Here is a 23,377-nt window from a genome sequence, read left to right as displayed (position 1 = left end):
TATTATAAATACTAATTGATCAGCAGCTTATAGCCCCTTCCATGCACATTAATGATCTCTACCGAGGAGTCGTCTTTCAGATACTTACGTATCTTGCTTAAAAAAACATCCATACTACGTCCGTTAAAGTAATTATCGTCGTGCCAAATATTAAGCAAGGCTTCTTCGCGGGTAAGCACTTCATTTTTGCGCAAGCAAAGCAGGCGCAGCAATTCGGCTTCTTTAGTGGATAGCTTTTGAAATGCCTCGCCCCGGGTGATCAATTGCGATGTATAGTCGAAGTTGTAGCTACCCAATTTAAACTGCGTAGGGTTTTCATCAGCCTTTTTCTCGGGGCTGTCTGCACGCTTTAATAGTGCGTTAATGCGCAACAGTAATTCTTCTATTCTAAATGGCTTGGTTATATAATCATCCCCACCAAGGTTAAATGCCTGTGTTTTATCTTCTATCATCCCTTTTGCGGTCGCAAAAATAATGGGCACATTGGCATTTATTTTACGTATATCTTTGCCCAATGTAAAACCATCTTTTTTGGGCATCATTACATCTAATATTAGTAAATCATAGCTGTTTTTGGTAAAAGCACGCAGGCCTTCTTCCCCATCTTTACATAAAACCACATCAAACTTACCTTTTAGCTGCAGGTAATCCTGTAGCAATAAACCAAGGTTAGGGTCGTCTTCAACTAGTAATATTTTTTTCATGATATGGTTTAAGCAACAGGGAATCTTAACTCAAACTCCGAGCCCTTTTCTTTTTCAGACCGTACGCTAATAGTGCCTTCCAGCCTTTTTACTATCGTATTTACATAGCTTAGGCCCAGGCCAAACCCCTTAACATCGTGTAAGTTGCCTGTAGGTATACGGTAAAACTGTTCAAATATTTTTGCCTGCTGATCGCGGTTCATGCCAATACCTTTATCGGCTACTTTGATAACAATATTGCCGTTTTTGTTAGCGGTGCTAATATCTATCTCGGGGCTGCCGTTGCTGTATTTTATGGCGTTATCAACCAGGTTATACAATACGTTCGAAAAATGGAGCTCGTCGGCAATAACTACGGCATTCTCAGCATCTAAATGCAGGTTGGTTATTGCATTGTTCTTTTGTAGTTTAAGCTGCATGCTATCAATAACAACCGTTATCATTTCGTTAACATCCAGCGGCTTTTTATCCAGCTTAAAGTCGTCTTTCTCTATACGGGCAATATTTAACACCCGCTCTATATGGCTTCCCAACCTTACATTCTCTTCGTAAATAACATTGGCCAGCCTTGCTACCCGTGTTTTATCCTGTGCTATCTCATCATCCTTTAAAGCCTCGCTGGCTATCATAATGGTTGATACAGGGGTTTTAAACTCATGTGTCATGTTGTTGATGAAATCCATCTTCATTTCCGACACTTTCTTTTGTCTTAGTATAGAGAATATGGTATATCCAAAGCAAAATATCAACACAAACAACAGGCCGCCGGTGGTACCTATAGAGGCCGTCATGTTGCTTAAAATAAATGAGGTTTTTTGGGGGAAGAATATTTTTATCTTACCCGGATCATTTATAACCTCGTTACTAAAAATAGCTTTCTGAAATGTGTTTGCATCGGTAAACACGGGCTTTTTGCCCTGGGTATCCATTGCACTGGAGAATATGAGCGAATCGCTGTTGGCGGTGGTTACTTCGTAATCATATGGCAAAAGTATACCCCTGTTATGTAATTCAAAACGAAGCAATGAGTCTATCCAAAAGTTGTTGATTCGATTGGTAAGGGGTTCGTTTGATTTACGGTATTCTTCGGCAAGGTTAGCAATCACACTTTGGTTCTTTCTATCCTGCGGTGCATTTTCTAACGAATCTGTCTCCAGCATTTTTTTCACCAATTCAAACTGCTTCTCCTTTTGCAACTGTTGCTGCTTGCGTACCCATAAAGGGTTAAGGTTAGCAACCGATATAATTTGCGGCCCAAACTGCGGGTCTACATAGGTATAGCGTAAGGTATCGTACTTATAAAGCTTCTTTTTTACCGGGTGAGCAGGGGTTTTAACAATTTCGGGGATAAAGCGGCCATGTACATCGCCAAACTCATCAGTAAATTCTTCGATACGTATGCGCAGGTTTACGGTACCTTGCTGTACAAGCCCGGCCAGCTCATCATCCATCTTTTTATGCATGATCATACGCTTTAAGCTATCGCGCAACATGGCTAACTTACGCTCGCGCCTGCTTTGAGTCTTTTTTAGTTTAATGACATCTATAGTGGTTTTGGTGCCATTTATACTTATTTCAGTTTTTCTTTCGGGTAGGTTTTGGCTAAAAAGTTTTTTTTGTTCGTGCTGTAAACGTGCATTTAAAAAGTTAAGCGCGTCTTGCTTGGTTACTTTGTTAACTACGCTGTTTAAGGCTTCGTTTACATTACTGTTAAAAAGTTCGGATTGTAACTGGTACGATTGGCGCAAAAAATACAATTGCATAGCCACAATGCCCAGCAAGGCAAAGCCCATTAATCCTATCAATAAACCAAAGCGTTTTATTTTCATGTTAAATCCAAAACAAAATTATTTTAATTACCCGGACAATGATGCCTTTTAACAAATTTTAACAAATTATATAAAAGCATTTAACAAATTGATTAATAACCATTTCCTATTTTTGAGCTCTAAACCTCAAATCGTACAGCAATGAAAAAGCAATTATTAAAACCCGGCTTCGAATTTATATTTGCGTTAAGCATAATAGCCATATTAGGCTTACCACCTTTAGTGCTGGCCCAAAATCAAAAAAGTTACGAAATAAAAATTATTAATGGCGACACTACCATAAACGGTAAAGACATAAAAAAACTTACAGATCAGGAGCGAAAAGATGCCCTTTCCGAGATAAATAACCTGCCACCCACCTACATTAAAATCGATGGTAACAAAGGCAATAATCAGGTTGTTATTAAGAAAAGAAGCAAGGGAGATGGCAAAACGCGTGAAGTAGTAATAGAGCGCGATATGAGTGATGGCGATGATTTACCAATGCTATCAAAAATGGATGTTAACGATAGTACCCGCAAAACTTTTACTTATAATATAAAAAGATCTGACAACACCGATGGTCCCGCCGGTGCATTTGATTATAAGTTTGAAATGCAACCGCAGCTTAAGATGAACGTTAACCGCGATATTATGATGAAAAGGGATCTAAATGATCGTTTTGAGTTTAACCGCCGCAATACCCAAAACTTTAACTATATAAATACAGACAATGATGGCATTAGTACACACATCAGCTTTAGGGTATCTGATGCGCCGAAGGAAAAACTAAAAAGCATTACAGGCGTTGAAAAAGCCGCATTAACCTTAAACGACCTGAGCCTTACGCCTGAATTTTCTACCGGGAAAACTACCTTTAGTTTTAACCTTACACTTAAAGCCAATGCGGACGTAAAACTTAGCGATAGCGATGGTAAAGTGTTGTGGACCGACAAGGCTGTTGCAGGAGATTTTATCAAGAAAGTAAACCTGCCTATGAATGGCATTTACTACCTGCAGGTTAAGCAAGGTGCAGATATTGCCGTTAAGCGCATTGTTAAAGAAGATTAAGTATCACCTTCCCCAATAAAATCAATAATAAATAAGGCCTTTCATTTAATAAATGAAAGGCCTTTGTATTTTAAGTTGATAACTAATTAAAACGGCAGATCGTCGTCATCAGGGCTTGAGCTGATATCGGCAGGGGCTGCATACTCTGGTGCCGAAGCACTGCCCGCGCTTGATAAAGCGTTGATCTTCCACAACTGCAACGAGTTGAAATAAGATTTTTTGCCCGATTTATCAGTCCAGGGGCGGCCCCTTAAGTTAAAGAACACTTCAACATCGTCGCCAACCTTAACATTGTCCAATAAATTGCACCTATCCTGTATAGCTTCAAACTTTAAATACTCGGGATATTGAGGGTTCTCGATGTATTCAAGTATCAGTTCTCTCTTCTTTAACGACTCGGTAACCTGTTGTGTTGCCGATACTTCATGTACTTTACCTTTAACTTCCATAATTGCAGAAAATGTTTAAAATGTAAAGTTAATAGTATGAATTTAAAATGGGGCGTATTTAATTCATAAATTCGCAAAATTATTATGCAAGTTTTCCACACCGAGAGTAAAATCATTATTACCTGCAACAAAAGGCTTTCGCCTTACCTGCAGCAGGAAGTTGAAGCATTGGGCTTTAAACCAACACGCGTTTTTCAAACCGGAGTTGAATTACAGGGGACTGTAACTGATACAATAGCCTTAAACCTTAATTTACGCTGTGCAAGCCAGGTACTTTACCTGCTAAAGAGCTTCGAAGCGGCGGATCCGAAGCAGCTTTACGACGAATTAGTACAAATAGAATGGGAAAAACTAATTGACTTTACCGGCTATTTTTCGGTAACATCAAATGTGAACAACGAGCATATACTAACCCCGCTTTTTGCCAATGTAAAGGTTAAAGATGCTATTGTAGATCGTATTAAAGCGCAAAAAGGCATACGCCCCAACTCGGGTGCGGATGCTAACAAAACCGTTATCAGCCTATATTGGCAGGATGACAAGGCCGACATTTACATTGATACATCGGGCGAAACTCTGGCCAAGCACAGCTACCGTAAAATACCGGGCAAGGCCCCAATGCTTGAAGCCTTGGCTACATCAACCATTATGGCAACCAATTGGGACAGAAACAGCACTTTTATTAACCCGATGTGTGGCTCAGGCACTTTAGCTATAGAAGCTGCATTGCTGGCAACCGATAAACACCCGGGGCTATTTCGGATGAATTATGGCTTTATGCATATTATGGGCTATGATGAACAGGTGTTTTTTGTAGAACGTCGTAAACTTAAAGATAAAGCCAAGAAGGCTTTAGGATTTAAAATTATAGCTACCGATATATCTGAGGATGCCATTGATATATCGCGAAAGAACGCAAATACTGCCGGTGTAGAACATTTAATAGACTTTTACGTTTGTGATTTTGAAGATACAGAAGTACCACAAGAGCCGGGCATTGTAATGTTTAACCCCGAGTATGGCGAACGTTTAGGCGTGCACACCAAACTGGAAATAACTTATAAGCGAATGGGCGACTACCTTAAAAAGAAATGCTTGGGGTACCGTGGCTACGTATTTACGGGCAACGCCGATCTGGCTAAAAAAATAGGTTTAAAGGCGGCCCGCAAAATTGAGTTTTACAATGGCAAATTAGATTGCCGCTTATTTGAATATGAGCTGTATGAAGGCAGCAAACGCGAACCAAAAGAAGACTAAATGAAGAAGCTGATCACGTTATTACTTTTATTATCAACTGTTTACTGTAAAGCGCAGGAAGGTGCACTGGCATTTCCTTTTCAGGGTGGTGGTAGTGTTATGGACCGCTTTTTTAAAGATAGCTTAACCGTTAGCCCCGATATCATCAAGAAAAAGGCCACCGGTATGGCAATTATTAAGTTTACTGCCGATTTAAACGGTAACGTACAAAAAATAGTGATTTACTACGCCGATGATTACCTGCTTACGCTGCCTGCTATTGAGGCACTTAAGAAATCATCAAAAAAATGGATAATACCTAATAAAGAGAAGTTTCACGATTTTATTTTGCCTTTTTCTATCAGTTTCCGTAATCCGGCTACGGGGCTGGAAGAGGTGCAAAATGCAGCCTACGCATACTATAAAAACCGCAAACCAATTGTATCGTTAGATCAAATGCCACTTAATTCGGCAACTTTGTTACCGGCAGTGGTGATTAAATACGATGCCAAATAATTACGGAAACCCTTACAGCAAGTTGTAGGTTCCGTTACGGCATTTTCACCTGTCGTATCATTTTCGAAAAAAAATTTCACAAAAACTAAAAAATTATAAATCCGCAGGTTGTAAAACCTCGTTAGTATAGCCAATACAGTTATAATATTAATGAAGACCTGGGATATGAAAGTAAAAGAAGTTGCCTACAACATTCGTAATAAGCGCGAAACGCTGAACTACACACAGGAGTACCTGGCAGCCAAGCTGCACATTTCGCAAAACGCTTACAGTAAAATTGAACTGGGCTATACCAAAATAACGTTGGAGCGGCTTTTCCAGATAGCCGATATACTGGAAACAGAACTGATGGAACTAATAAACGTTAAAGAAGCTGCTTAAGGAAAATAAATACGGATTATAATGCCGGCGTAATATATTTGCAAAAAAGCAAGTAATGGATAACGCCGGCATTATTAACCAAACCGTAACCTTTGTGCAGCAAACCCTAAAAGATGCCGAAGGCGGCCACGACTGGTGGCACATACAGCGCGTTTGCACCAATGCTAAGCTCATAGCCCAAACCGAAACATGCGATATATTGGTGGTACAACTTGCCGCATTGCTGCACGACATTGCCGACAGCAAATTCCATAATGGAGATGAAGAGATAGGCCCTGCTACAGCTGGCCGCTTTTTAGAAAGCATACGCCTGCCAGCAGAGACCGTTACCCATGTACAGCAGATCATTAGGCATATGTCGTTCAAAGCCGGTTTTGACAAAGTCACTTTTCACTCGCCCGAATTAGCCATAGTACAGGATGCCGACCGCCTGGATGCTATTGGGGCAATTGGTATTGCCCGTGCCTTTACTTATGGTGGCTTTAAAGGCCGCGAAATATACAATCCGGAGCTAAGGCCTAATTTAAATATGAGCAAGGAAGAGTATAAAAATACCACCGCGCCTACCATTAACCATTTTTACGAAAAGCTGTTGCTGCTAAAAGATAAAATGAACACTGCAACAGGCAAAGCACTGGCACAGCAAAGGCATAATTTTATGGAAAGCTACCTGCAACAGTTTTATACCGAAGTAGGCGCCTAATTTGCTGCCGCCGTATTACTATTAATGTAGCTTAAAAATTTAGCGGTAGTGGTATCAGCCAATATCCTTTTAACCGTCAAATCGGCCCCGTATTTGCTAAAATGATTTCTATCAGACATGTAGGGGCTATAGTTTGCAGATGAAGGCGGCGTTGCCCCATAGTTATAAACGGATATATAGTTAGGCTTAAAATGTTTAGCTAAAAATGCATCCATCTTAGCAGCATTCTGATTAAGGTATTTGCGGCTTATGCTAATATTATATTGTGTTTCGCGGGCAGCCAACAAGGGATAAGTCATGGTATAGGTTTCGTTTTGCCCTATGATGATTACCTTGATGTGGTATTTTTCGAAGTAATCGATAGTACTGTTCAGGTCTTTTATCAGGCCTGATGAATCTTTACCTGTTACTGTGTTTATCCAATTGGCAGACAGGAACACCCCGTCAACTTTGTTTTGTTTATTAACAATAAAATCTTTGTAAATATGCTCCATTATACTTTTGCAGCGGGTTAAACCATTAGGCCTTACAAACGGATAACACCCACTGGCGGTGGCCTGTAGTAAATTAATATTTTTTGACACCAAAGCCTCGCGCAGCGATGCCGAATATTGGGCGGCATGGCTGTCGCCAATTAGTAGTACGTTATGCTTTTGTGCATCAATAGCAAGGCAGCTTTTATTTAATTTACTTGCTGTTTTACTGGTAATAAAGCATACATCAGTACTATATTGCTCGCGGCGTTCATCTGCGCGCAACTGCCTGTAGCCTGATAAAACAACCGCCTTAGGTTTAAATGCTATGTAATTAAGGTTATAACTACTAAAGCAAAAAGCAAGTAACGCACAGGCAGCCGCGCAGCTTATTACGCGTAGATTGCTTTTAAAAGGCACTGACTCTACAAAATGGTAAGATACGTAGGCCATACCTGTTGAAAGTAATATTAATACGGTAGTTGATAACGGCCCCATACGCACCCCTAAATACTGTGCGCTTACATATAAAGGCCAGTGCCATAGGTACAATGAGTACGATATGCGGCCAATAAACTGTATACTTTCGTGCTTTAGAAAAGTAAAGTTGTTATAGTTGCAAAGTATAACAACTGCTGTTGCAAAAACAGGAACAAAAGTGTATTTGCCGGGCCAGGGCATGGCACTCCTAAAAAACATGAGGCAAAATATTATTAATGCGTAACCCAGTAGGGCAAAAAGCTTTTTATACTTAAACTCTTTTAAGTAACCTTCGCCTAAAAAAGCTATACCGCCAAAAAACATCTCCCAGCTACGGCTGGGTAGCAAATAAAACGACCCTGTAGCATCAATTTTAGTGTATTTGATGGCACCTAAAAAAATGGCTAAGGTAACGGCTGTAAACAGGGCAAAAAATGCTGCTTTGTTTTTGATCAGCTTATTTAACCCGATGATCAAAAAAGGATAAAGTAAATAAAACTGCCACTCTACCGATAGTGACCAGGTATGCAATAATATATTATCGTCTGCACCAGTGGCAAAATAGTTAGTGGTTTTAAAATATAATATGTTTGATAAAAATGTCAGGCTGGCAGCTGCATTTAACTCGTTAAGCTGATAATCAATCGGGAAATAAAAAAAGAAACCCGCAAGGGTAATTATACCGATCACGAAAACTAAAGCAGGAATGATGCGTTTTACACGCTTGCCGTAAAAGTCTAAAACCGAAAATGATCCATTATTAACGCCTGTAATAATGATCTTGCTCATTAAATAGCCCGATATCACAAAAAAAACATCAACCCCTGCAAAGCCGCCTGCAAAATGTGGTATTTTATAATGAAATAGCAAAACGCCCAATATGGCAAGCGCTCTTAAAGCATTAATATCATATCTAAAAACTTTAATACTTTTGTCGGCAATAGGCATAATAATATCTGCTATAAGGTAAATGCTGGCTGATAAAAGTACAAGTTTATTTTATTACTTAACAAGTTCTATAACAAGCTAACAATTAAATACATTACTAATAAACTAAAATCCTATATTCTATCGTTCCATCAGCATGAATAAAACTTTACTTTCGCTTTTCACTTTAATATTATTTGCAAAGTTTGCCAACGCACAGGATACCATTAAAAACCAACGCTTTAATTTCCATTTCCAGCAAACGGTTATTACCCAATACAAGCCATCGTTTAGCGCCGATTATACCGGGGCAAACAGCCTTTCAACAGCATCAGAAACGCAAACATCGCTTACCACTACTTTTTTTGGCGGTGCACGTTTATGGAAAGGCGCTTCGGCATACTTTAACCCCGAAATGAGTGGCGGCGCCGGCCTTAGCAAAACACTGGGCATAGCCGGTTTCCCCAATGGCGAAACCTTTAGGGTAGGTGGTGCCGAACCTAAAATATACATTGCCCGCCTGTACTTTAGCCAAAATTTTGAGTGGGGAACTGACAAAGACACGCTTACCGATGACGTAAACCAATTGGCCGGGCTTAAAAGCAAACGCTACTTCAATGTTACAGTAGGTAAATTTGGCATGGCCGATTTTTTTGACGGCAACGAATTTAGCCACGATGCCCGCTCGCAATTTATGAACTGGAGTTTAATGGATAATGCTGCCTGGGACTACCCGGCCAATACCCGCGGTTATGTAATGGGCGCCATGGCCGAACTTGGTCAGCCAACCTGGGCGCTGCGTTTTGCCTTCACCATGACCACTACGCAGGCAAACGGTGCTATTTGGGATCAACGCCTGGGTAAAGCCAACACCCAAACACTGGAGTATGAAAAACGCTTTATGCTTAACGGCCAAAAGGGTACAATTAGGGTATTAGGCTTTCGCAATAATGGCAAAATGGGCATATACCGAAATGCTATTGCACAAAACCCTACCGCACCCGATATTAATACCGATATACAATATGGCCGCCACAAATATGGTTTTGGTATAAGCGCCGACCAATACCTTAGCAAGGATTTTGGCGTATTTGCCAAAGCAAGCTATAACGATGGCAAAACCGAGACTTGGGCCTTTACTGAAATTGACCGCTCGGTAAGTTTAGGGGCGGTCCTTAAGGGCGCATCATGGAGCCGCAAGGATGATGAATTAGGCCTTGCCTTTGTAGGTAATGGTATATCAAAACCACATCAGGAATATTTGGCCGCAGGTGGTTACGGCTTTATTATTGGCGATGGCAAATTAAATTATAGCACCGAATTGGTTGCCGAGTTATATTACAAGATAAACGCCTACCAGGGCAAACTTTGGTTAACACCCGATTACCAGTTTATAGCCAATCCGGCTTATAATAAAGACAGAGGACCGGTTAACGTCTTCTCGTTAAGGGCACATGTAGAATTTTAATAAACGCATGCGGTTAAACCTCCCACACAAAAACACGTCATATCAGGAATGAAAAGATATTTGCTGGCAATAGCCTTATTAATAATAGTAAATACCGCTTTTGCACAAGTAGAAAGTAATGTAAGCAAATCGGCCATCACATTCGAGATCAAAAACCTGGGTATAAAAACCGGGGGCAAATTAGGCGGCCTGCAAGCCAATATTAAGTTTGACCCGGCAAATTTAGCCGCCAGTAATATTGATGCTACTGTTGACGCTACCACTATAAATACTGATAACAACCTACGCGACGAACACCTGCGGGGCGAGGACTACTTTAATACCGCTGTATTCCCAAAGATCATTATGTCGTCGGTTGGGTTTAAGCAAAAGGGCAGCAATTACGTAGGGCAATTTAACTTAACTATAAAAGGCAAAACCAAACAAGTAGATGTGCCTTTTAGCTATACCCCAAATGGCAATACGAGCACCTTTAAAGGCAGCTTTAAAATAAAACGTGCCGATTTTGGTATTGGCGGTAACAGCCTTACCATGGGCGATGAAGCCACCGTTCTTGTAACTGCAGAAGTGACAAAGTAATTAGCCCGGACAGGCCCTCCTGACAAGGCCTTGGAATATAGTTACTGTATTAAAAAGATAAATAATAATCATCTTATTGGCTTAACAAAAAGATAACCTATACGGCTGTTTTTTAGCTACGGGTTTTACCAAATTATATCTGCCAAAACGCTAACTTTATGCTATGAAGTTGCGTGTACTCATTCTTATAAATGCCGCTGCTGTTGCTATTACGCTATCGGCAGTAAACTACTACTTTCAGCACAAGTGGTACGATATGGCTATCACCTTTTTTGTAAGCTTTGTTACCAGTTATATTGTTTTTTATTATCTTATAGAAAAATACGTTTACTCAAAAATTAAACTCATATATAAGCTTATACATAACCTTAAGCTTGGCCGCGACCTGCGCGATGCACTTGGCGAGCATGTTAGCGCCGACCCTATTAACGATGTGGAGCAGGAAGTAAAAGAATGGGCCATCCAAAAAAAGAGCGAGATAGATGAGTTGCGCAAGCAGGAAAAATTTCGCCGCGATTTTTTATCCAACATATCGCACGAGTTTAAAACCCCGCTTTTTGCTATACAAGGTTATATTGAGGCCCTGCAAGACGATGGTTTTGAAGACCCGGAAATGGCCGCTAACTTTTTAGATAAAGCCGCCAAAAACGTTGACCGCCTGAGTTACCTGATCAAAGACCTTGACGAAATATCTAAACTGGAATCGGGCGAGATACCTATTAATTACAGCAAGTTTAAAATAAACGACCTGATAAAAGAGGTTTTTGAATCGCTGGAGATGAAAGCCAGGCAGCACAATATTAAGCTAACCTTTAAGCAAAAGTATGATGACGGTATTTATGTAAATGCCGACCGCGAAAAAATAAGGCAGGTGCTGGTTAATCTGATAGATAACTCTTTTAAATATGGTAAAGAAGGCGGCAACACATCCGTAAGTATATTTACGCTGCACGAACAGGTGCTGGTAGAGGTTACTGATGACGGTGTAGGTATTGAAGAGAAATACCTGCCACGTTTGTTCGAACGGTTTTTCCGTACCGATACCAGCCGCTCGAGGCAAATTGGCGGATCGGGGCTGGGCTTGGCCATTGTAAAGCATATTATGGAGGCCCACCAGCAAACCATTAATGTGCGCAGCACCGAAGGTATGGGCTCAACTTTCGGTTTTACGCTGCAAAAAGCGAAGCAAAGTTTACCATTTCCTAATATACCTGTTTTAAAAAGTTAACATTAACTTAACATTGCAAGCGTACCTTTACCAAAATTTAATACGCCGATGTCACTAAACAGTATATTCCAGTACTTTGTCCCAAAGGATAAAAAAACATTCTTCCCTTTATTTGAGCAGGCAGCAAGTAACGTAGTTACTATGGCTACTATTTTAGTAGAGGCCGTAAACTCAACCAATCCTGCTACGCAGGACGAATTGTTCAGGCAGATTGATAAACTGGAAAACAAAGGCGACGAGCTTACTCACCAGATATACCTGGAGCTTGGTAAAAACTTCATCACCCCGTTTGATCGCGAAGATATACACGCTTTAGCAACAGCTATTGACGATGTTGCCGATTATATACACGGTGCTGCAAACCGCATGAACCTGTACAAAATCGACGATTTTAACGAGCACATACGTAAACTATCTGACCTGATATTGCAAGCCAGCGGCGATCTGGAAAAAGCAGTAAGAGAACTGAAAGACTTAAGAAATGTGCGCGCCATTGCCGACTCGTGCATTCGTATTAACAGCGTTGAAAACCAGGCCGACTATGTGTTTGACCGTGCCGTTGCCGATTTGTTTTTATACGAAACAGACGCTATACGCCTAATAAAATATAAAGAGATATTAGCCGCTTTAGAAACCGCTACAGATATGTGCGAAGATGCTGCCAATGTAATGGAATCTATATTAGTTAAAAACGCCTAAGCAAACCCTTATCATTAATTAAATGGTTACCACCCTCTTAGTTGCTGTTGTTGCCCTTGCGCTGATATTTGATTATACAAATGGCTTCCACGATGCTGCCAACTCTATAGCTACAGTAGTATCAACCAAAGTGCTTACACCTTTCCAGGCGGTATTGCTTGCGGCTGTATTTAACTTTGCCGCGTACTTCTTTATAAAAGACCACAAAGTAGCTAACACCGTAGCTAAAATTGTGCACGAAGAATTTATTACCATGCACGTTATACTGGCCGGCCTAATCGCCGCCATCACCTGGAATTTAACTACCTGGTGGTTTGGTATACCATCCAGCTCATCGCACACGCTTATAGGTGGCTTTGCGGGCGCAGGTATTACCAACGCGCTTACATTAGGTGCACACGGTCTTGATGCGGTTAATTTACACTACATACTTACCATTATAGCCTACATTGTACTGGCACCATTTATTGGTTTAATAATAGCTTACTTTATTACTATACTTATATTACACCTGTGTAAAAAGGCCAAACCAGTTGAAGCCGAGCGTTGGTTTAAACGCCTGCAACTGGTATCGGCCGCGGCATTAAGCTTTGCACACGGCACCAACGATGCACAAAAGGTAATGGGTATTTTATATGTAACACTTGTTGCTGCCAAAATAATAACCAACACGGCCCCAATGCCCGATTGGATACCTTTGGCTTGTTACACCGCTATAGCGCTGGGTACCATGTCTGGCGGTTGGAAGATCGTTAAAACAATGGGATCTAAAATAACCAAAATAACCCCGCTTGAGGGCGTAAGTGCCGAAACAGCTGGTGCGGTAACCTTATTTATAACCGAACGTTTTGGCATACCTGTCTCTACAACACACACCATTACAGGATCTATCATTGGGGTTGGTTTAACTAAGCGTGTATCGGCGGTACGCTGGGGCGTTACCATTAACCTTGTTTGGGCATGGGTAATTACCATACCTATATCGGCATTAATTGCCGGGCTGGTATTTATGCTGGTAAGGCACTGGTAAAAGCATTGCACATCTTGGCAGTACTTTTGCTCAAGGTATCGCATGAAAAAAATCCTTATCCTTATCCCTTTGCTGTTTGTACTTTTATCGGGCTGCGACACCCTTAACCAGGTAGCACAAAGCACTATAAACCAGTACGGAAACCCTACAACTTTAGAAATAAACAACGGCCTTAAAGAGGCCCTGCAGATAGGCACCGGCAAAAGCTCGGATCAACTATCGGCTGTTGATGGTTTTTTTTCCAATGCCGCGGTAAAAATACTTTTCCCGCCTGAGGCACAAAAGGTTGAAAGCACGCTGCGCAGTATTGGTTTAGGCAAACTTGCCGACAATGTGATACTATCGCTTAACCGCGCTGCCGAAGATGCTGCAGGTAAAGCCAAACCCATATTTGTTAATGCCATTAAACAAATGACGTTAACCGATGTAACCAACATTTTATTAGGCAGCCAGGATGCCGCTACTCAGTATTTTAAACGTACTACTACCATGCAGTTAGCCGCCAGCTTTAAACCGGTTGTACAAGCCAGCTTAAACAAGGTAAATGCTACCAAATACTACAGCGATGCCGCCGCAGCCTATAATAAAATACCATTGGTAACCAAAGTTAACCCGGATATAAGCGACTATGTTACCCAAAAAGCTATCAGCGGTTTATTTGTAGAAATAGCCCAAGAGGAGTTAAACATCCGCCAAAACTTATCGGCGCGCACCTCGCCATTATTGCAAAAGGTATTTGCATACTACGATAAGAACAAGAAATAACTAAGTGTATTGATATGAAAAAGGCGACGGGTTTAAACCTGTCGCCCTCTCTTATTTAGCGATTATTTAATTCTCAAATTCCACATTAACAGTAATCACCTCGGGTTTGGCGCTACCTACCCAAGCCGGGCCGTTGCGAATAATTTTAATTGCTTTTTCATCAGCTACCTGATTTAGGCTTTGGCTTACCTTAACGCCGGTAATGTTGCCATTGGGGTTGACGGTAAATTTAACCTGTACGATGCCTGTTTTATCGCCTAATGCCACTATACCACTCTTTTTGATATAATCGTTAAAGGCATCCCAGCCATTTTTAGGGTAAGCCTTTACTGCGTTGGTAACTACTACCTCATTAAGTGATGATGAAGACGCATTCATTTCTACCCGCAAGCTATCATTAGGATTTACCCTTAGCTTTTTTGAATCGTAGCCCACATACCCAAACGATACTACATCTTTGGCGGTTACATCGGGCAACACAAATTTGCCATTTGCATCGGTTTGGGTGGCTTTTGCCCTGCCGTCAACCTTAACCGTAACACCTGGTAGCGGCACACCATCGTTATGGCTCAGCACTACGCCCTCTAACTGCCCTGTAGGTATTCTTACGCCGTTAAGATAGTACCCCTCATTTCTTTTACCTTGCGGCTCTGATTTTTGCACGCCCTTAACTTTGGAGGCCAACACCTGCACATATACCGGCTTTTTAACGGCCACCATTTGTTGCATATCAGCACTATCGGTGTTCTGTTTAGCCACATAGCCCATTACGCGATCATCTAAGGCACTAGTGCTATCTTTAACTACCTCAATCTCGTTTTGCCCTAACGGGGCGCCTGCGGCAGGTATTTGAACGGCTATGCCTTTGTCTGTATTTACGCTTTTTGTAGTAGGCGAGGTAAATGGCCTAACGTTTGGCTTTAGTGCTGCTACCTCTTTTTCTTTATCGGCCAATATGGGCGCAGTAATATCTTTAGTAGTGTCTGTGCTTTGCAATGGTTCTACCCTTGCAGCTTGCAGTTTACTGCTTACCGGTTCATTGTTTTTATACAGCAAGCCAACCACAAATAAAAAGCCTAAAACCGTGGCAGCAATAGATATATAGGTCCACGGTATAATGCGCCTTTCTTTCTTATCAGCCCGTTGGTTTAATTGCTGCGATAGCATATCCAGATTAGCCTGTTGGTTACCACCAGTGGCGGCATAACCCTCCAGCGCATCCATTAAAAACGGATCGTCCTGTGCCTCGCGTTCCATGCGGTGCATAGCTTTGGCATCCAGTTCTCCATTAAGGTACTGCTGTATTTGCGATATGTTTGCCCGTTTATTTTCCACTACTCTTCTCTAAACAAATTTTAAGGTTGCGTTTACCATTTTGTATATAGCTTTTCACCTCATTCATGGTGAAGCCGGTGGTATCCGCGATATCCTTATAACACCTTTCTTCCAGGTAAAATAACCTTACGCTTTGCTGCTGTGCAGGTACCAGTTTTTCGATACATCGCTCCAGCGCCTGTAGTGCCGCTTCCCTATTATCTTCTACAGGATGCAAAACCGGGGTGAATTCCATAAAATCGTCCAGTTCTACAGTCGGTAATTTTTTATCGGCCCTTAATTGCATCAGGCAATAATTTCGTGCCAATACATATAACCAACTCCTGAATTGTTTTATTTCGTGTTGTTTTACCTTACCTACCAGTTCTTCAAAAATGCCCATTACAGCATCGCGGCTAAGCTCTTCATCTTTAAGATACTTTAGGCACAGGCCAAAAACCAGCGGCATATAGCGCTCATACAGTTTTCCCAGCACAGCTAAGTCGCCATTTTGGCGGTAGCTATTTACCAGTATATCGTCTGCGGTGTCCTCGGGTTTATTTGGTTTTCTGAAGAAACTCATTAAAGCGCACAAAATAAAATTTTTAAATGGCTTATGGAAATTTGCTTTTCCCCGCATCCTGCAATAAAAACTAACTAATTATGAGAAAGCTTTTATTCATCATCATTTTAACGGCTGCAGGCTTAACCGGGTTTAAGCTTAACAACAGCCGCCAAATTAGCGGTATAGTAACAGGCACCGACGATCATTTACCAATAGTCGGCGTTAGCGTAGGCATACCGGGCACCAGTTTAGGCACCCAAACTAATATAAAGGGCGAGTACAGCATTACCATACCCGACGGCACAACTACTTTGCGGTTTAGCTTTATAGGCTACCAAACGCAAATAGTTAAGGTGGGCAAAAAAGACAAGCTAAATATTAGCCTGACACCAAGCCGCAGTGCACTTAACGAGGTGGTAGTAATGGGATATGGAACACAACGAAGAAAGGAAGTAACGGGTAGCGTGTCATCAGTTATGATGATGGCGCCTCAGCGTGCATATGACTCAGCACTACAAGGCAGCGTTGCCGGTTTAACTGTTGGCACTCCCGGTTCTTCAGCAAAAATAGCTATCAGGGGGAGGGCTACTATTGATGAGGGAAATGACGAAAGTTATAAAGGCATTACCGAAAATGGTTTTAATACTGCTAAAAACATGCCGATATCTACCTTCTCGGTCGATGTGGATGCAGCATCATATAGCAATGTAAGGCGTTTTATTAATAACGGCCAGCTACCCCCTGCCGATGCCGTACGAATAGAAGAGATGATCAATTACTTTAACTATAATTTATCGGGCCCTGTTAATAACGATCCGGTTGCCATCCATACCGAGCTTTCGTCGGCACCGTGGAACCCTAAGCACCGCCTGTTACGCATAGGGCTTAAAGCAAAAACCATAGCCAGCGATAAGCTACCGGCAAGTAACCTGGTGTTTTTAATAGATGTTTCCGGATCGATGTACAGCGCTAATAAACTGCCGCTGGTAAAATCATCCTTAAAAATGCTGGTAGATCAATTGCGCCCACAGGATAAGGTAGCCATGGTGGTTTATGCTGGTGCCGCAGGTGTAGTGCTGCCATCAACAGGTGGCGATAAAAAAGAGACCATTAAAAATGCTATTGATAATTTAGAGGCCGGCGGCTCTACAGCCGGCGGCGCGGGTATTAAGCTGGCTTATAAAATTGCTGCCGAAAACCTGATTAAAAAAGGTAACAACCGCATTATACTAACCACCGATGGCGACTTTAACGTTGGTGCCAGCAGCGATGATGACATGGAAAAGCTGATTGAAAAAGAGCGCGAAAACGGCATATCGCTATCGGTTTTGGGTTACGGCATGGGCAACTATAAAGATAGTAAGATGGAAACCCTTGCTGATAAAGGTAACGGCAACTATGCATACATTGATAATATTACCGAAGCACGTAAAACGCTGGTAAGCGAATTTGGCAGCACCCTGTTTACAGTGGCAAAGGACGTGAAACTGCAAATTGAGTTTAACCCTGCCAAGGTACAAGCTTACCGCCTGCTGGGTTACGAAAACCGCTTGCTAAATAAAGAAGACTTTAACGACGATAAAAAAGATGCCGGCGATATGGGCAGCGGCCATACGGTTACCGCTTTTTACGAAATAATACCCGCCGGCATAAAAGATGATTATATAATAAGTGTAGATCCGCTAAAATATCAGAAAAACGACAGCAAGCCGGTAACCAGTGGCTCGCCCGAAATGATGACCATTAAATTCAGGTATAAAGAACCGGTATCATCTACGAGCCAACTGAGCCAGGCAGTGGTAATGGATACGCCCAAGGATTTTAACAGCACATCGGCCGATTTTAAATTCGCATCGGCTGTGGCAGAGGTTGGTATGTTGCTGCGCGATTCTAAGTTTAAGCAAAAAGCCAGCTTTGCCCATGCTATTGCCACGGCCCGTGCCGGCAAAGGCGATGATACCGAAGGCTACCGGTCGGAGTTTATCCGCCTGGCCGAAAGCGCCAAACTGTTAAGTAAAAATGGTGCTATTGCTAAAGTAGAGGACGAGGAATAAGTAATTAAAGCACACGTAATAACAGTTGATTTACTCCCGGGCCGGGTTCTGACCAAATATCTTACTCAGCATATCATAAAGCTGTGGATGTTTGGTTTGGAACTGGTCGGGCTTTTCAAAAAAGCATTCGGCTGCTACGGCCAAAAATTCTGCTTCGTTGGTTGTGGCATACACATCAATATCTGATCGCCCGGCTTCTATCTTATGAATTTCGTGGTGCATCATTTTTATCCAGGGTGCAATAAATTCATTAGGTAAAAAGCCCTCGGGCACACCATCAGTAGCACCGTCGGCTTTGTCTAATAGGTGCACAAACTCATGGATACCGGTATTTTCCTTTCCTGAGTTTTTAGAAAAACCTTTTAGCAACGCGTTGCGAGATAATATCATTTGCCCGTTCATATACCCGCTGCCTACCATACCTAATATACTGCGGCCTTCGCCCTCATTACCCTCAAACTGAAAATCCTTATCAAAAGTATCGGGGTATAAAAGCACATTGGTAACATTGCGATAGCTCCAATCTTTAAAGCCAAAAATGGGTATCACCGCGCTTGCGGCTACCATAATACGGTCGGCATCATCAATTACAAGTCCCACCCCTTCTATGCGCACATCAGTCAAAAACCGTTCTACTCTTTGCTCAAATGTGGTTTTATCGGCGTCACTCAGGTTGCTGTAAAAATCAATATGCTGCGTAAGCAACTGCTTCAATTGTGGTGTATCCCACTTGGTTGCGGGCTTTTTATTGCTTTTGGAAAAAAAAATAAAAATGAAGATAAGTATAGCAAAAGTAATTAGCATGATGGCAAGATAATAAATTAACCGCCATTGCGAGGAGCTATAGCGCGTGGAGGCAGCAATTGGTATTAAACAAAAATAGCGATGAGTTTATACTCATCGCTATTTGATTTGATATCCGAGATCGGAATTTTATATCAGTAATCTTACCGGCTCTTCCAGTAACGATTTTAGTGTTTGCAAAAATGCTGCACCCATTGCGCCATCAACCACGCGGTGGTCGCAGCTTAGGGTAACCTTCATTACGTTGCCCGGCACTACGGCTCCATTTTTAACAACCGGCACGGCTTGTATACCGCTTACTGCCAATATACAGGCATTTGGTGTGTTAATAATTGCGGTAAATTCATCTACACCAAACATACCTAAGTTAGATATGGTAAAGGTTGAGCCTTCCATTTCGGCGGGTTGTAATTTTTTTGATTTTGCTTTACCGGCAAACTCCTTAACCTCTTGCGAGATATGGCTTAACGATTTTCCATCGGCAAATTTAATAACAGGTACCAGCAAACCTTCGTCAACTGCTACAGCTACACCAATATGTACATGCTCGTTGGTGCGTATCTTATCGCCCAGGAAAGATGAGTTAATGGCAGGGTGCATTTTTAGGGCAACTGCTACAGCTTTAACCACAAAATCGTTAAATGATATCTTAACCGGTGCTACCTCATTCATTTTACCACGTGCAGCAATCGCCTGGTCCATATCTATAGACATGGTCACATAGAAGTGCGGTGCGGTAAATAAGCTTTCGGATAAACGGCGGCTGATGGCTTTACGCATTTGCGTAACATTGCGCTCGGTAAATTTCTCTTCGCCTGTAAAGGTTGGCAATACAACAGGTACTTTTGCAGGTATGGCAGCAGCGGCGCTTGCTGCTTGTTCCTGAGCAGGAGCTGCAGGTGCGTCAGCAGGCTTAGCCGAAGGTGTAAACCCTTCAACATCCTTTTTAATAATTCGGCCGCCTTCGGCAGATCCTTTTACATCATTAAGGTTTATGCCTTTGTCTTTAGCAATCTTACGTGCCAAAGGTGATGCCTTAACACGGCTATCGTCTTCTGTTGAAGATGTAGCAGTTGCAGTAACAGTCGAGTTGGATGTTGCAGTCGAGTCAGGCGCTACAGTTTGAGTACTGCCACTGCCACTCTCTGCTGCTACTTCCTCATCACCTCCATTATCTTGCAATAACGGGGTTATATCGGTACCTTCTTTACCTACAATGGCAATAATACCATTTACTTGTGCAGCTTCGCCTTCTTTAACACCAATGTATAACAGGGTGCCTTCTTCGTAGCCTACTACTTCCATAGTAGCTTTATCGGTTGCTACATCGGCTAAAGCATCATCGGCTTTAACTTTATCACCAACTTTAAAGTACCATTTTTCAATAGTACCCTCGGTCATGGTATCGCTTAACAACGGCATGCGTATAACCGCAGCCGGTATGCTCGATAGATCAACTTTAGGTTTTGCAGCAGGTGCAGCAGCGGGTTTTTTATCTTCAGCAACTGCAGGCTTAGCTTCTTCAGCTGCCGGCTTTTCTTCGGTTTTTGCAGGAGCTGCAGCGGCACCGTCTAAAACAGATTTGTAATCTTCACCCTCTTTACCCAAAACAGCTATAACAGCATCAACAGGTACGGCGCTACCTTCTTCTACACCTACGTATAGTAAGGTACCGTCCTGGTACGATTCAAAATCCATAGTGGCTTTATCAGTTTCAATCTCGGCCAATACATCGCCCGATTTTACCTTGTCGCCAACTTTTTTATGCCATTTTGCCAATACCCCTTCGGTCATGGTATCGCTCATTTTGGGCATTTTAACTACTTCAGCCATATACTGTTTGATGAATAGTTTTTAATATTTAAATATAGTGTATTAGTCGCGGATATACGGATAATCCTCCTGAACATATACGTCAGTATATAATTCAGATGCTTCCGGCCATGGCGATTCTTCAGCAAACTGTACTGCTTCTTCTACCTGTGCTTTTATTTTAGCATCAATTTCTTCAAACCATTTGTCGTCAGCATAACCTTCTTTTTGTATAGTTAGTTTTACTACTTCAATAGGGTCTTTTGATTTGTAGCTTTCCAGCTCCTCTTTGGTGCGGTACTTTTGCGGGTCGCTCATCGAATGGCCTTTGTAACGGTAGGTACGCATCTCTAAAAAGGTTGGACCTTCGCCGCGGCGTGCGCGGGATACGGCTTCATCCATAGCGTTGTGTACCGCTACCGGGTCCATACCATCTACCGGCGATGAAGGGATGCCATAAGGCAAGCCTAATTTGTAAATGTCGGGCTGTATAGTTGTACGCGCTACCGAAGTACCCATGGCGTAACCATTGTTTTCGCAAACAAAAATTACAGGTAATTTCCATAACGCAGCCATGTTAAAAGTTTCGGTAAGGGCTCCCTGGCGTACTGCACCATCGCCCATGTAGGCAATGTTTACGTTATCAGTACCTTTATACTGTTCGGCAAAGGCTATACCCGCGCCCATAGGCACCTGGCCGCCTACAATTCCGTGGCCGCCATAAAAGTGGTTCTCTTTATCAAACATGTGCATAGATCCGCCTTTGCCTTTTGAGCAACCTGTAGCTTTACCATACATTTCGGCCATTACTGCTTTAGGGCTTGTACCCTTTGCCAATGCGTGGGCGTGGTCGCGGTAAGCGGTTATTAAGCTGTCCTCATGCCTTATTACAGACATGGCTCCGGCTAAAACAGCTTCCTGCCCAATATATAAGTGGCAAAATCCACGGATCTTTTGCTGACCGTATAACTGGCCAGTTTTTTCTTCAAACTTCCGCATTAAAAGCATAGACTCATACCACATCAGGTAGGTGTCTTTAGTTATTTCGATTGAACTCATTTATAAAAACAAAATCGTTGAGAAAGTGCAAATCTAATTATATCCTGCAAATAACCGAAACTGCAACGAATTTGTTGGAAAGATTTATTTACAGCAATTTTTTGTTTACTTAACCCACAAATGCATAAGTACCTTATAGCAGAATAACATTTTGACACCAGCTCAATTACACCCTTTATATAAGGGTGTTAAAACACAGGGCGCAATATTCTTTTCGCATTAATAAACATACAAAATGCAACAATTTTATAATGCCAATTAATAAGTAGTATAATTGGACGGAAACGCGGCCAAATTACTACTCCTTTTTAGGAATTACCAGGTTGTTTGGTTGCCAATTATTAAAGATGAAGAGAATTTGAATTTGTTACAGCACCATATTGCCTCACACTTCATTTTAAAATTGGACACTAAGCGATAAAATCGTCAATAGAAAATATATTCCCTTTATAGAAATTTTTTAGCGGTCATTCCGTTTTAAACGATAGTTTTATTAACAGCGGTTAAAAAATTTAACCAAAATGTTAATGAAAATAATTTCATCTTTAATTTGGTGGTTTAGAAATAATCTATAGTTTTGTAGCTAACAATAGACACACTGTCCATTTTAATAAACATTTGTTGATCTAACTCAACAACTAAAGGTATTAAATGAAGAAAATTACTTTTGCTATTGCACTATTTTTCAGCGTTTTAGCTGCACAAGCTCAAACAAAAACTGTTCCAACTCCGGCACCTGAATCTGACGATCAGGAAAGTCTGGCGAAAGATTACCTTTCTCAAATTATGGGCGTTGCAATGTCGGCAACCTCAAACATGAAACTTTTTCACTTTGTTTACGATTGGATTGGCACCCCTTACCGTTTTGGCGGAAGCTCAAAAAAAGGTATTGATTGCTCTGCTTTTACCAAACAATTATACAGCGATGTTTTTAACATGTCTATCCGTCGCAGTTCACGCGATATATTTAGCATGGTAAACCCGGTTAGTAAAGATGATTTGAAAGAAGGCGACTTAGTTTTCTTTAAAATACACAGCCGTAGCATATCGCATGTGGGTATTTATTTAGGCAACAACAGGTTTGCGCATGCATCATCGCGTGGTGTTGCTATCAGCAGCCTTGATGATGCTTACTACAGCCGCTACTTTTACAAAGGAGGCCGCATGCTGGAGTCATTTAAAAATGAGCTTTCGGCATCTTCATCAACAACAGAAGAACCTACTAATTAATATAAACCTAAATTAATTTTAA

General features: G+C 41.6%; 22 protein-coding genes. 13 read left to right on the top strand and 9 right to left on the bottom strand.

The window, feature by feature from the left end; genetic code table 11:
* Nucleotides 1–11: 11 nt before the first annotated feature.
* Nucleotides 12–704: a response regulator transcription factor gene (locus tag FFF34_014495; GenBank protein ID TSD63778.1), complete on the bottom strand. Its 693-nt coding sequence runs from the start codon at nucleotides 702–704 to the stop codon at nucleotides 12–14.
* An 8-nt stretch (nucleotides 705–712) separates the two neighbouring features.
* On the bottom strand, nucleotides 713–2,533 hold the full coding sequence (locus FFF34_014490) for a HAMP domain-containing histidine kinase (protein ID TSD63777.1): 1,821 nt from the start codon (nucleotides 2,531–2,533) through the stop codon (nucleotides 713–715).
* A gap of 141 nt (nucleotides 2,534–2,674) precedes the next feature.
* On the opposite strand from FFF34_014490, the gene FFF34_014485 reads away from it, so the two are divergent.
* Nucleotides 2,675–3,583: a T9SS type A sorting domain-containing protein gene (locus tag FFF34_014485; protein TSD63776.1), complete on the top strand. Its 909-nt coding sequence runs from the start codon at nucleotides 2,675–2,677 to the stop codon at nucleotides 3,581–3,583.
* 86 nt (nucleotides 3,584–3,669) lie between these two features.
* On the opposite strand, the gene FFF34_014480 is transcribed toward FFF34_014485, so the two are convergent.
* Nucleotides 3,670–4,032: a DUF3127 domain-containing protein gene (locus tag FFF34_014480; GenBank protein TSD63775.1), complete on the bottom strand. Its 363-nt coding sequence runs from the start codon at nucleotides 4,030–4,032 to the stop codon at nucleotides 3,670–3,672.
* 84 nt (nucleotides 4,033–4,116) lie between these two features.
* Between FFF34_014480 and FFF34_014475 the strand changes: the two genes are divergently transcribed.
* The 4 genes from FFF34_014475 (at nucleotide 4,117) to FFF34_014460 (ending at nucleotide 6,868) form a co-directional block, all read left to right on the top strand.
* Nucleotides 4,117–5,289 (top strand): class I SAM-dependent RNA methyltransferase, encoded by a 1,173-nt coding sequence (locus tag FFF34_014475; GenBank protein TSD63774.1) that lies wholly within the window; start codon nucleotides 4,117–4,119, stop codon nucleotides 5,287–5,289.
* Nucleotides 5,290–5,784, top strand: coding sequence for a hypothetical protein (locus FFF34_014470; protein ID TSD63773.1), 495 nt, complete (start codon nucleotides 5,290–5,292; stop codon nucleotides 5,782–5,784). It begins immediately after the preceding gene.
* Between the two features lie 150 nt (nucleotides 5,785–5,934).
* The gene (locus FFF34_014465; protein TSD63772.1) at nucleotides 5,935–6,165 is read left to right on the top strand and encodes a helix-turn-helix transcriptional regulator; all 231 of its coding nucleotides are present in this window, start codon (nucleotides 5,935–5,937) and stop codon (nucleotides 6,163–6,165) included.
* A 55-nt stretch (nucleotides 6,166–6,220) separates the two neighbouring features.
* Nucleotides 6,221–6,868 carry an HD domain-containing protein gene (locus FFF34_014460; GenBank protein TSD63771.1) on the top strand — a complete coding sequence of 216 codons (648 nt, stop codon included), beginning with the start codon at nucleotides 6,221–6,223 and terminating at the stop codon, nucleotides 6,866–6,868.
* Here the strand turns inward: FFF34_014460 and FFF34_014455 are convergent.
* On the bottom strand, nucleotides 6,865–8,769 hold the full coding sequence (locus FFF34_014455) for an acyltransferase (protein ID TSD63770.1): 1,905 nt from the start codon (nucleotides 8,767–8,769) through the stop codon (nucleotides 6,865–6,867). The genes FFF34_014460 and FFF34_014455 overlap by 4 nt on opposite strands.
* Nucleotides 8,770–8,905: 136 nt before the next feature.
* Between FFF34_014455 and FFF34_014450 the strand changes: the two genes are divergently transcribed.
* From FFF34_014450 to FFF34_014425, 6 genes are all read left to right on the top strand, one after another.
* Nucleotides 8,906–10,216, top strand: a complete 1,311-nt coding sequence (locus tag FFF34_014450; protein TSD63769.1) for a carbohydrate porin — start codon at nucleotides 8,906–8,908, stop codon at nucleotides 10,214–10,216.
* 48 nt (nucleotides 10,217–10,264) lie between these two features.
* Nucleotides 10,265–10,795 (top strand): YceI family protein, encoded by a 531-nt coding sequence (locus tag FFF34_014445; GenBank protein TSD63768.1) that lies wholly within the window; start codon nucleotides 10,265–10,267, stop codon nucleotides 10,793–10,795.
* A 163-nt stretch (nucleotides 10,796–10,958) separates the two neighbouring features.
* A complete protein-coding gene (locus FFF34_014440; protein TSD63767.1) occupies nucleotides 10,959–12,023 on the top strand; it encodes a sensor histidine kinase in 1,065 nt (354 codons plus the stop codon).
* Between the two features lie 48 nt (nucleotides 12,024–12,071).
* On the top strand, nucleotides 12,072–12,722 hold the full coding sequence (locus FFF34_014435; protein TSD63766.1) for a DUF47 family protein: 651 nt from the start codon (nucleotides 12,072–12,074) through the stop codon (nucleotides 12,720–12,722).
* A 22-nt stretch (nucleotides 12,723–12,744) separates the two neighbouring features.
* Nucleotides 12,745–13,752 carry an inorganic phosphate transporter gene (locus tag FFF34_014430; protein TSD63765.1) on the top strand — a complete coding sequence of 336 codons (1,008 nt, stop codon included), beginning with the start codon at nucleotides 12,745–12,747 and terminating at the stop codon, nucleotides 13,750–13,752.
* A gap of 42 nt (nucleotides 13,753–13,794) precedes the next feature.
* The gene (locus FFF34_014425) at nucleotides 13,795–14,517 is read left to right on the top strand and encodes a DUF4197 family protein (GenBank protein TSD63764.1); all 723 of its coding nucleotides are present in this window, start codon (nucleotides 13,795–13,797) and stop codon (nucleotides 14,515–14,517) included.
* Between the two features lie 66 nt (nucleotides 14,518–14,583).
* Here FFF34_014425 and FFF34_014420 read toward each other — a convergent pair whose 3' ends face one another.
* Both FFF34_014420 and FFF34_014415 read right to left on the bottom strand, forming a co-directional pair.
* Nucleotides 14,584–15,852, bottom strand: a complete 1,269-nt coding sequence (locus FFF34_014420) for a hypothetical protein (protein TSD63763.1) — start codon at nucleotides 15,850–15,852, stop codon at nucleotides 14,584–14,586.
* The gene (locus FFF34_014415) at nucleotides 15,842–16,414 is read right to left on the bottom strand and encodes a sigma-70 family RNA polymerase sigma factor (GenBank protein ID TSD63762.1); all 573 of its coding nucleotides are present in this window, start codon (nucleotides 16,412–16,414) and stop codon (nucleotides 15,842–15,844) included. Before FFF34_014415 ends, FFF34_014420 begins: the two co-directional genes overlap by 11 nt.
* 80 nt (nucleotides 16,415–16,494) lie before the next feature.
* Between FFF34_014415 and FFF34_014410 the strand changes: the two genes are divergently transcribed.
* Nucleotides 16,495–18,450: a DUF3520 domain-containing protein gene (locus FFF34_014410; protein TSD63761.1), complete on the top strand. Its 1,956-nt coding sequence runs from the start codon at nucleotides 16,495–16,497 to the stop codon at nucleotides 18,448–18,450.
* Nucleotides 18,451–18,480: 30 nt separating this feature from the next.
* Here the strand turns inward: FFF34_014410 and FFF34_014405 are convergent, their stop codons facing one another.
* From FFF34_014405 to pdhA, 3 genes are all read right to left on the bottom strand, one after another.
* Nucleotides 18,481–19,254, bottom strand: a complete 774-nt coding sequence (locus tag FFF34_014405; GenBank protein TSD63760.1) for a zinc-dependent peptidase — start codon at nucleotides 19,252–19,254, stop codon at nucleotides 18,481–18,483.
* 129 nt (nucleotides 19,255–19,383) lie between these two features.
* Nucleotides 19,384–21,087 (bottom strand): pyruvate dehydrogenase, encoded by a 1,704-nt coding sequence (locus tag FFF34_014400; GenBank protein TSD63759.1) that lies wholly within the window; start codon nucleotides 21,085–21,087, stop codon nucleotides 19,384–19,386.
* 42 nt (nucleotides 21,088–21,129) lie between these two features.
* Complete coding sequence (pdhA, locus tag FFF34_014395; protein TSD63758.1) at nucleotides 21,130–22,125, bottom strand: pyruvate dehydrogenase (acetyl-transferring) E1 component subunit alpha; 996 nt, start codon at nucleotides 22,123–22,125, stop codon at nucleotides 21,130–21,132.
* 651 nt (nucleotides 22,126–22,776) lie between these two features.
* On the opposite strand from pdhA, the gene FFF34_014390 reads away from it, so the two are divergent.
* Nucleotides 22,777–23,355, top strand: coding sequence for a glycoside hydrolase (locus FFF34_014390; GenBank protein ID TSD63757.1), 579 nt, complete (start codon nucleotides 22,777–22,779; stop codon nucleotides 23,353–23,355).
* The last annotated feature ends 22 nt before the right edge of the window (nucleotides 23,356–23,377 follow it).

Origin of the sequence: Inquilinus sp. KBS0705 (assembly GCA_005938025.2) — a bacterium.
Taxonomy (GTDB): domain Bacteria; phylum Bacteroidota; class Bacteroidia; order Sphingobacteriales; family Sphingobacteriaceae; genus Mucilaginibacter.
Note: the sequence above shows the minus strand (reverse complement) of the source record. Positions and strands in the feature narration are given on the sequence as shown.

Bases quoted from the DNA above. Each gene is read 5' to 3' on its own strand.
- FFF34_014495 (TSD63778.1), bottom strand. From the start codon at position 704: ATGAAAAAAATATTACTAGTTGAAGACGACCCTAACCTTGGTTTATTG.
- FFF34_014490 (TSD63777.1), bottom strand. From the start codon at position 2,533: ATGAAAATAAAACGCTTTGGTTTATTGATAGGATTAATGGGCTTTGCC.
- FFF34_014485 (TSD63776.1), top strand. From the start codon at position 2,675: ATGAAAAAGCAATTATTAAAACCCGGCTTCGAATTTATATTTGCGTTA.
- FFF34_014480 (TSD63775.1), bottom strand. From the start codon at position 4,032: ATGGAAGTTAAAGGTAAAGTACATGAAGTATCGGCAACACAACAGGTT.
- FFF34_014475 (TSD63774.1), top strand. From the start codon at position 4,117: ATGCAAGTTTTCCACACCGAGAGTAAAATCATTATTACCTGCAACAAA.
- FFF34_014470 (TSD63773.1), top strand. From the start codon at position 5,290: ATGAAGAAGCTGATCACGTTATTACTTTTATTATCAACTGTTTACTGT.
- FFF34_014465 (TSD63772.1), top strand. From the start codon at position 5,935: ATGAAGACCTGGGATATGAAAGTAAAAGAAGTTGCCTACAACATTCGT.
- FFF34_014460 (TSD63771.1), top strand. From the start codon at position 6,221: ATGGATAACGCCGGCATTATTAACCAAACCGTAACCTTTGTGCAGCAA.
- FFF34_014455 (TSD63770.1), bottom strand. From the start codon at position 8,769: ATGCCTATTGCCGACAAAAGTATTAAAGTTTTTAGATATGATATTAAT.
- FFF34_014450 (TSD63769.1), top strand. From the start codon at position 8,906: ATGAATAAAACTTTACTTTCGCTTTTCACTTTAATATTATTTGCAAAG.
- FFF34_014445 (TSD63768.1), top strand. From the start codon at position 10,265: ATGAAAAGATATTTGCTGGCAATAGCCTTATTAATAATAGTAAATACC.
- FFF34_014440 (TSD63767.1), top strand. From the start codon at position 10,959: ATGAAGTTGCGTGTACTCATTCTTATAAATGCCGCTGCTGTTGCTATT.
- FFF34_014435 (TSD63766.1), top strand. From the start codon at position 12,072: ATGTCACTAAACAGTATATTCCAGTACTTTGTCCCAAAGGATAAAAAA.
- FFF34_014430 (TSD63765.1), top strand. From the start codon at position 12,745: ATGGTTACCACCCTCTTAGTTGCTGTTGTTGCCCTTGCGCTGATATTT.
- FFF34_014425 (TSD63764.1), top strand. From the start codon at position 13,795: ATGAAAAAAATCCTTATCCTTATCCCTTTGCTGTTTGTACTTTTATCG.
- FFF34_014415 (TSD63762.1), bottom strand. From the start codon at position 16,414: ATGAGTTTCTTCAGAAAACCAAATAAACCCGAGGACACCGCAGACGAT.
- FFF34_014410 (TSD63761.1), top strand. From the start codon at position 16,495: ATGAGAAAGCTTTTATTCATCATCATTTTAACGGCTGCAGGCTTAACC.
- FFF34_014405 (TSD63760.1), bottom strand. From the start codon at position 19,254: ATGCTAATTACTTTTGCTATACTTATCTTCATTTTTATTTTTTTTTCC.
- FFF34_014400 (TSD63759.1), bottom strand. From the start codon at position 21,087: ATGGCTGAAGTAGTTAAAATGCCCAAAATGAGCGATACCATGACCGAA.
- pdhA (TSD63758.1), bottom strand. From the start codon at position 22,125: ATGAGTTCAATCGAAATAACTAAAGACACCTACCTGATGTGGTATGAG.
- FFF34_014390 (TSD63757.1), top strand. From the start codon at position 22,777: ATGAAGAAAATTACTTTTGCTATTGCACTATTTTTCAGCGTTTTAGCT.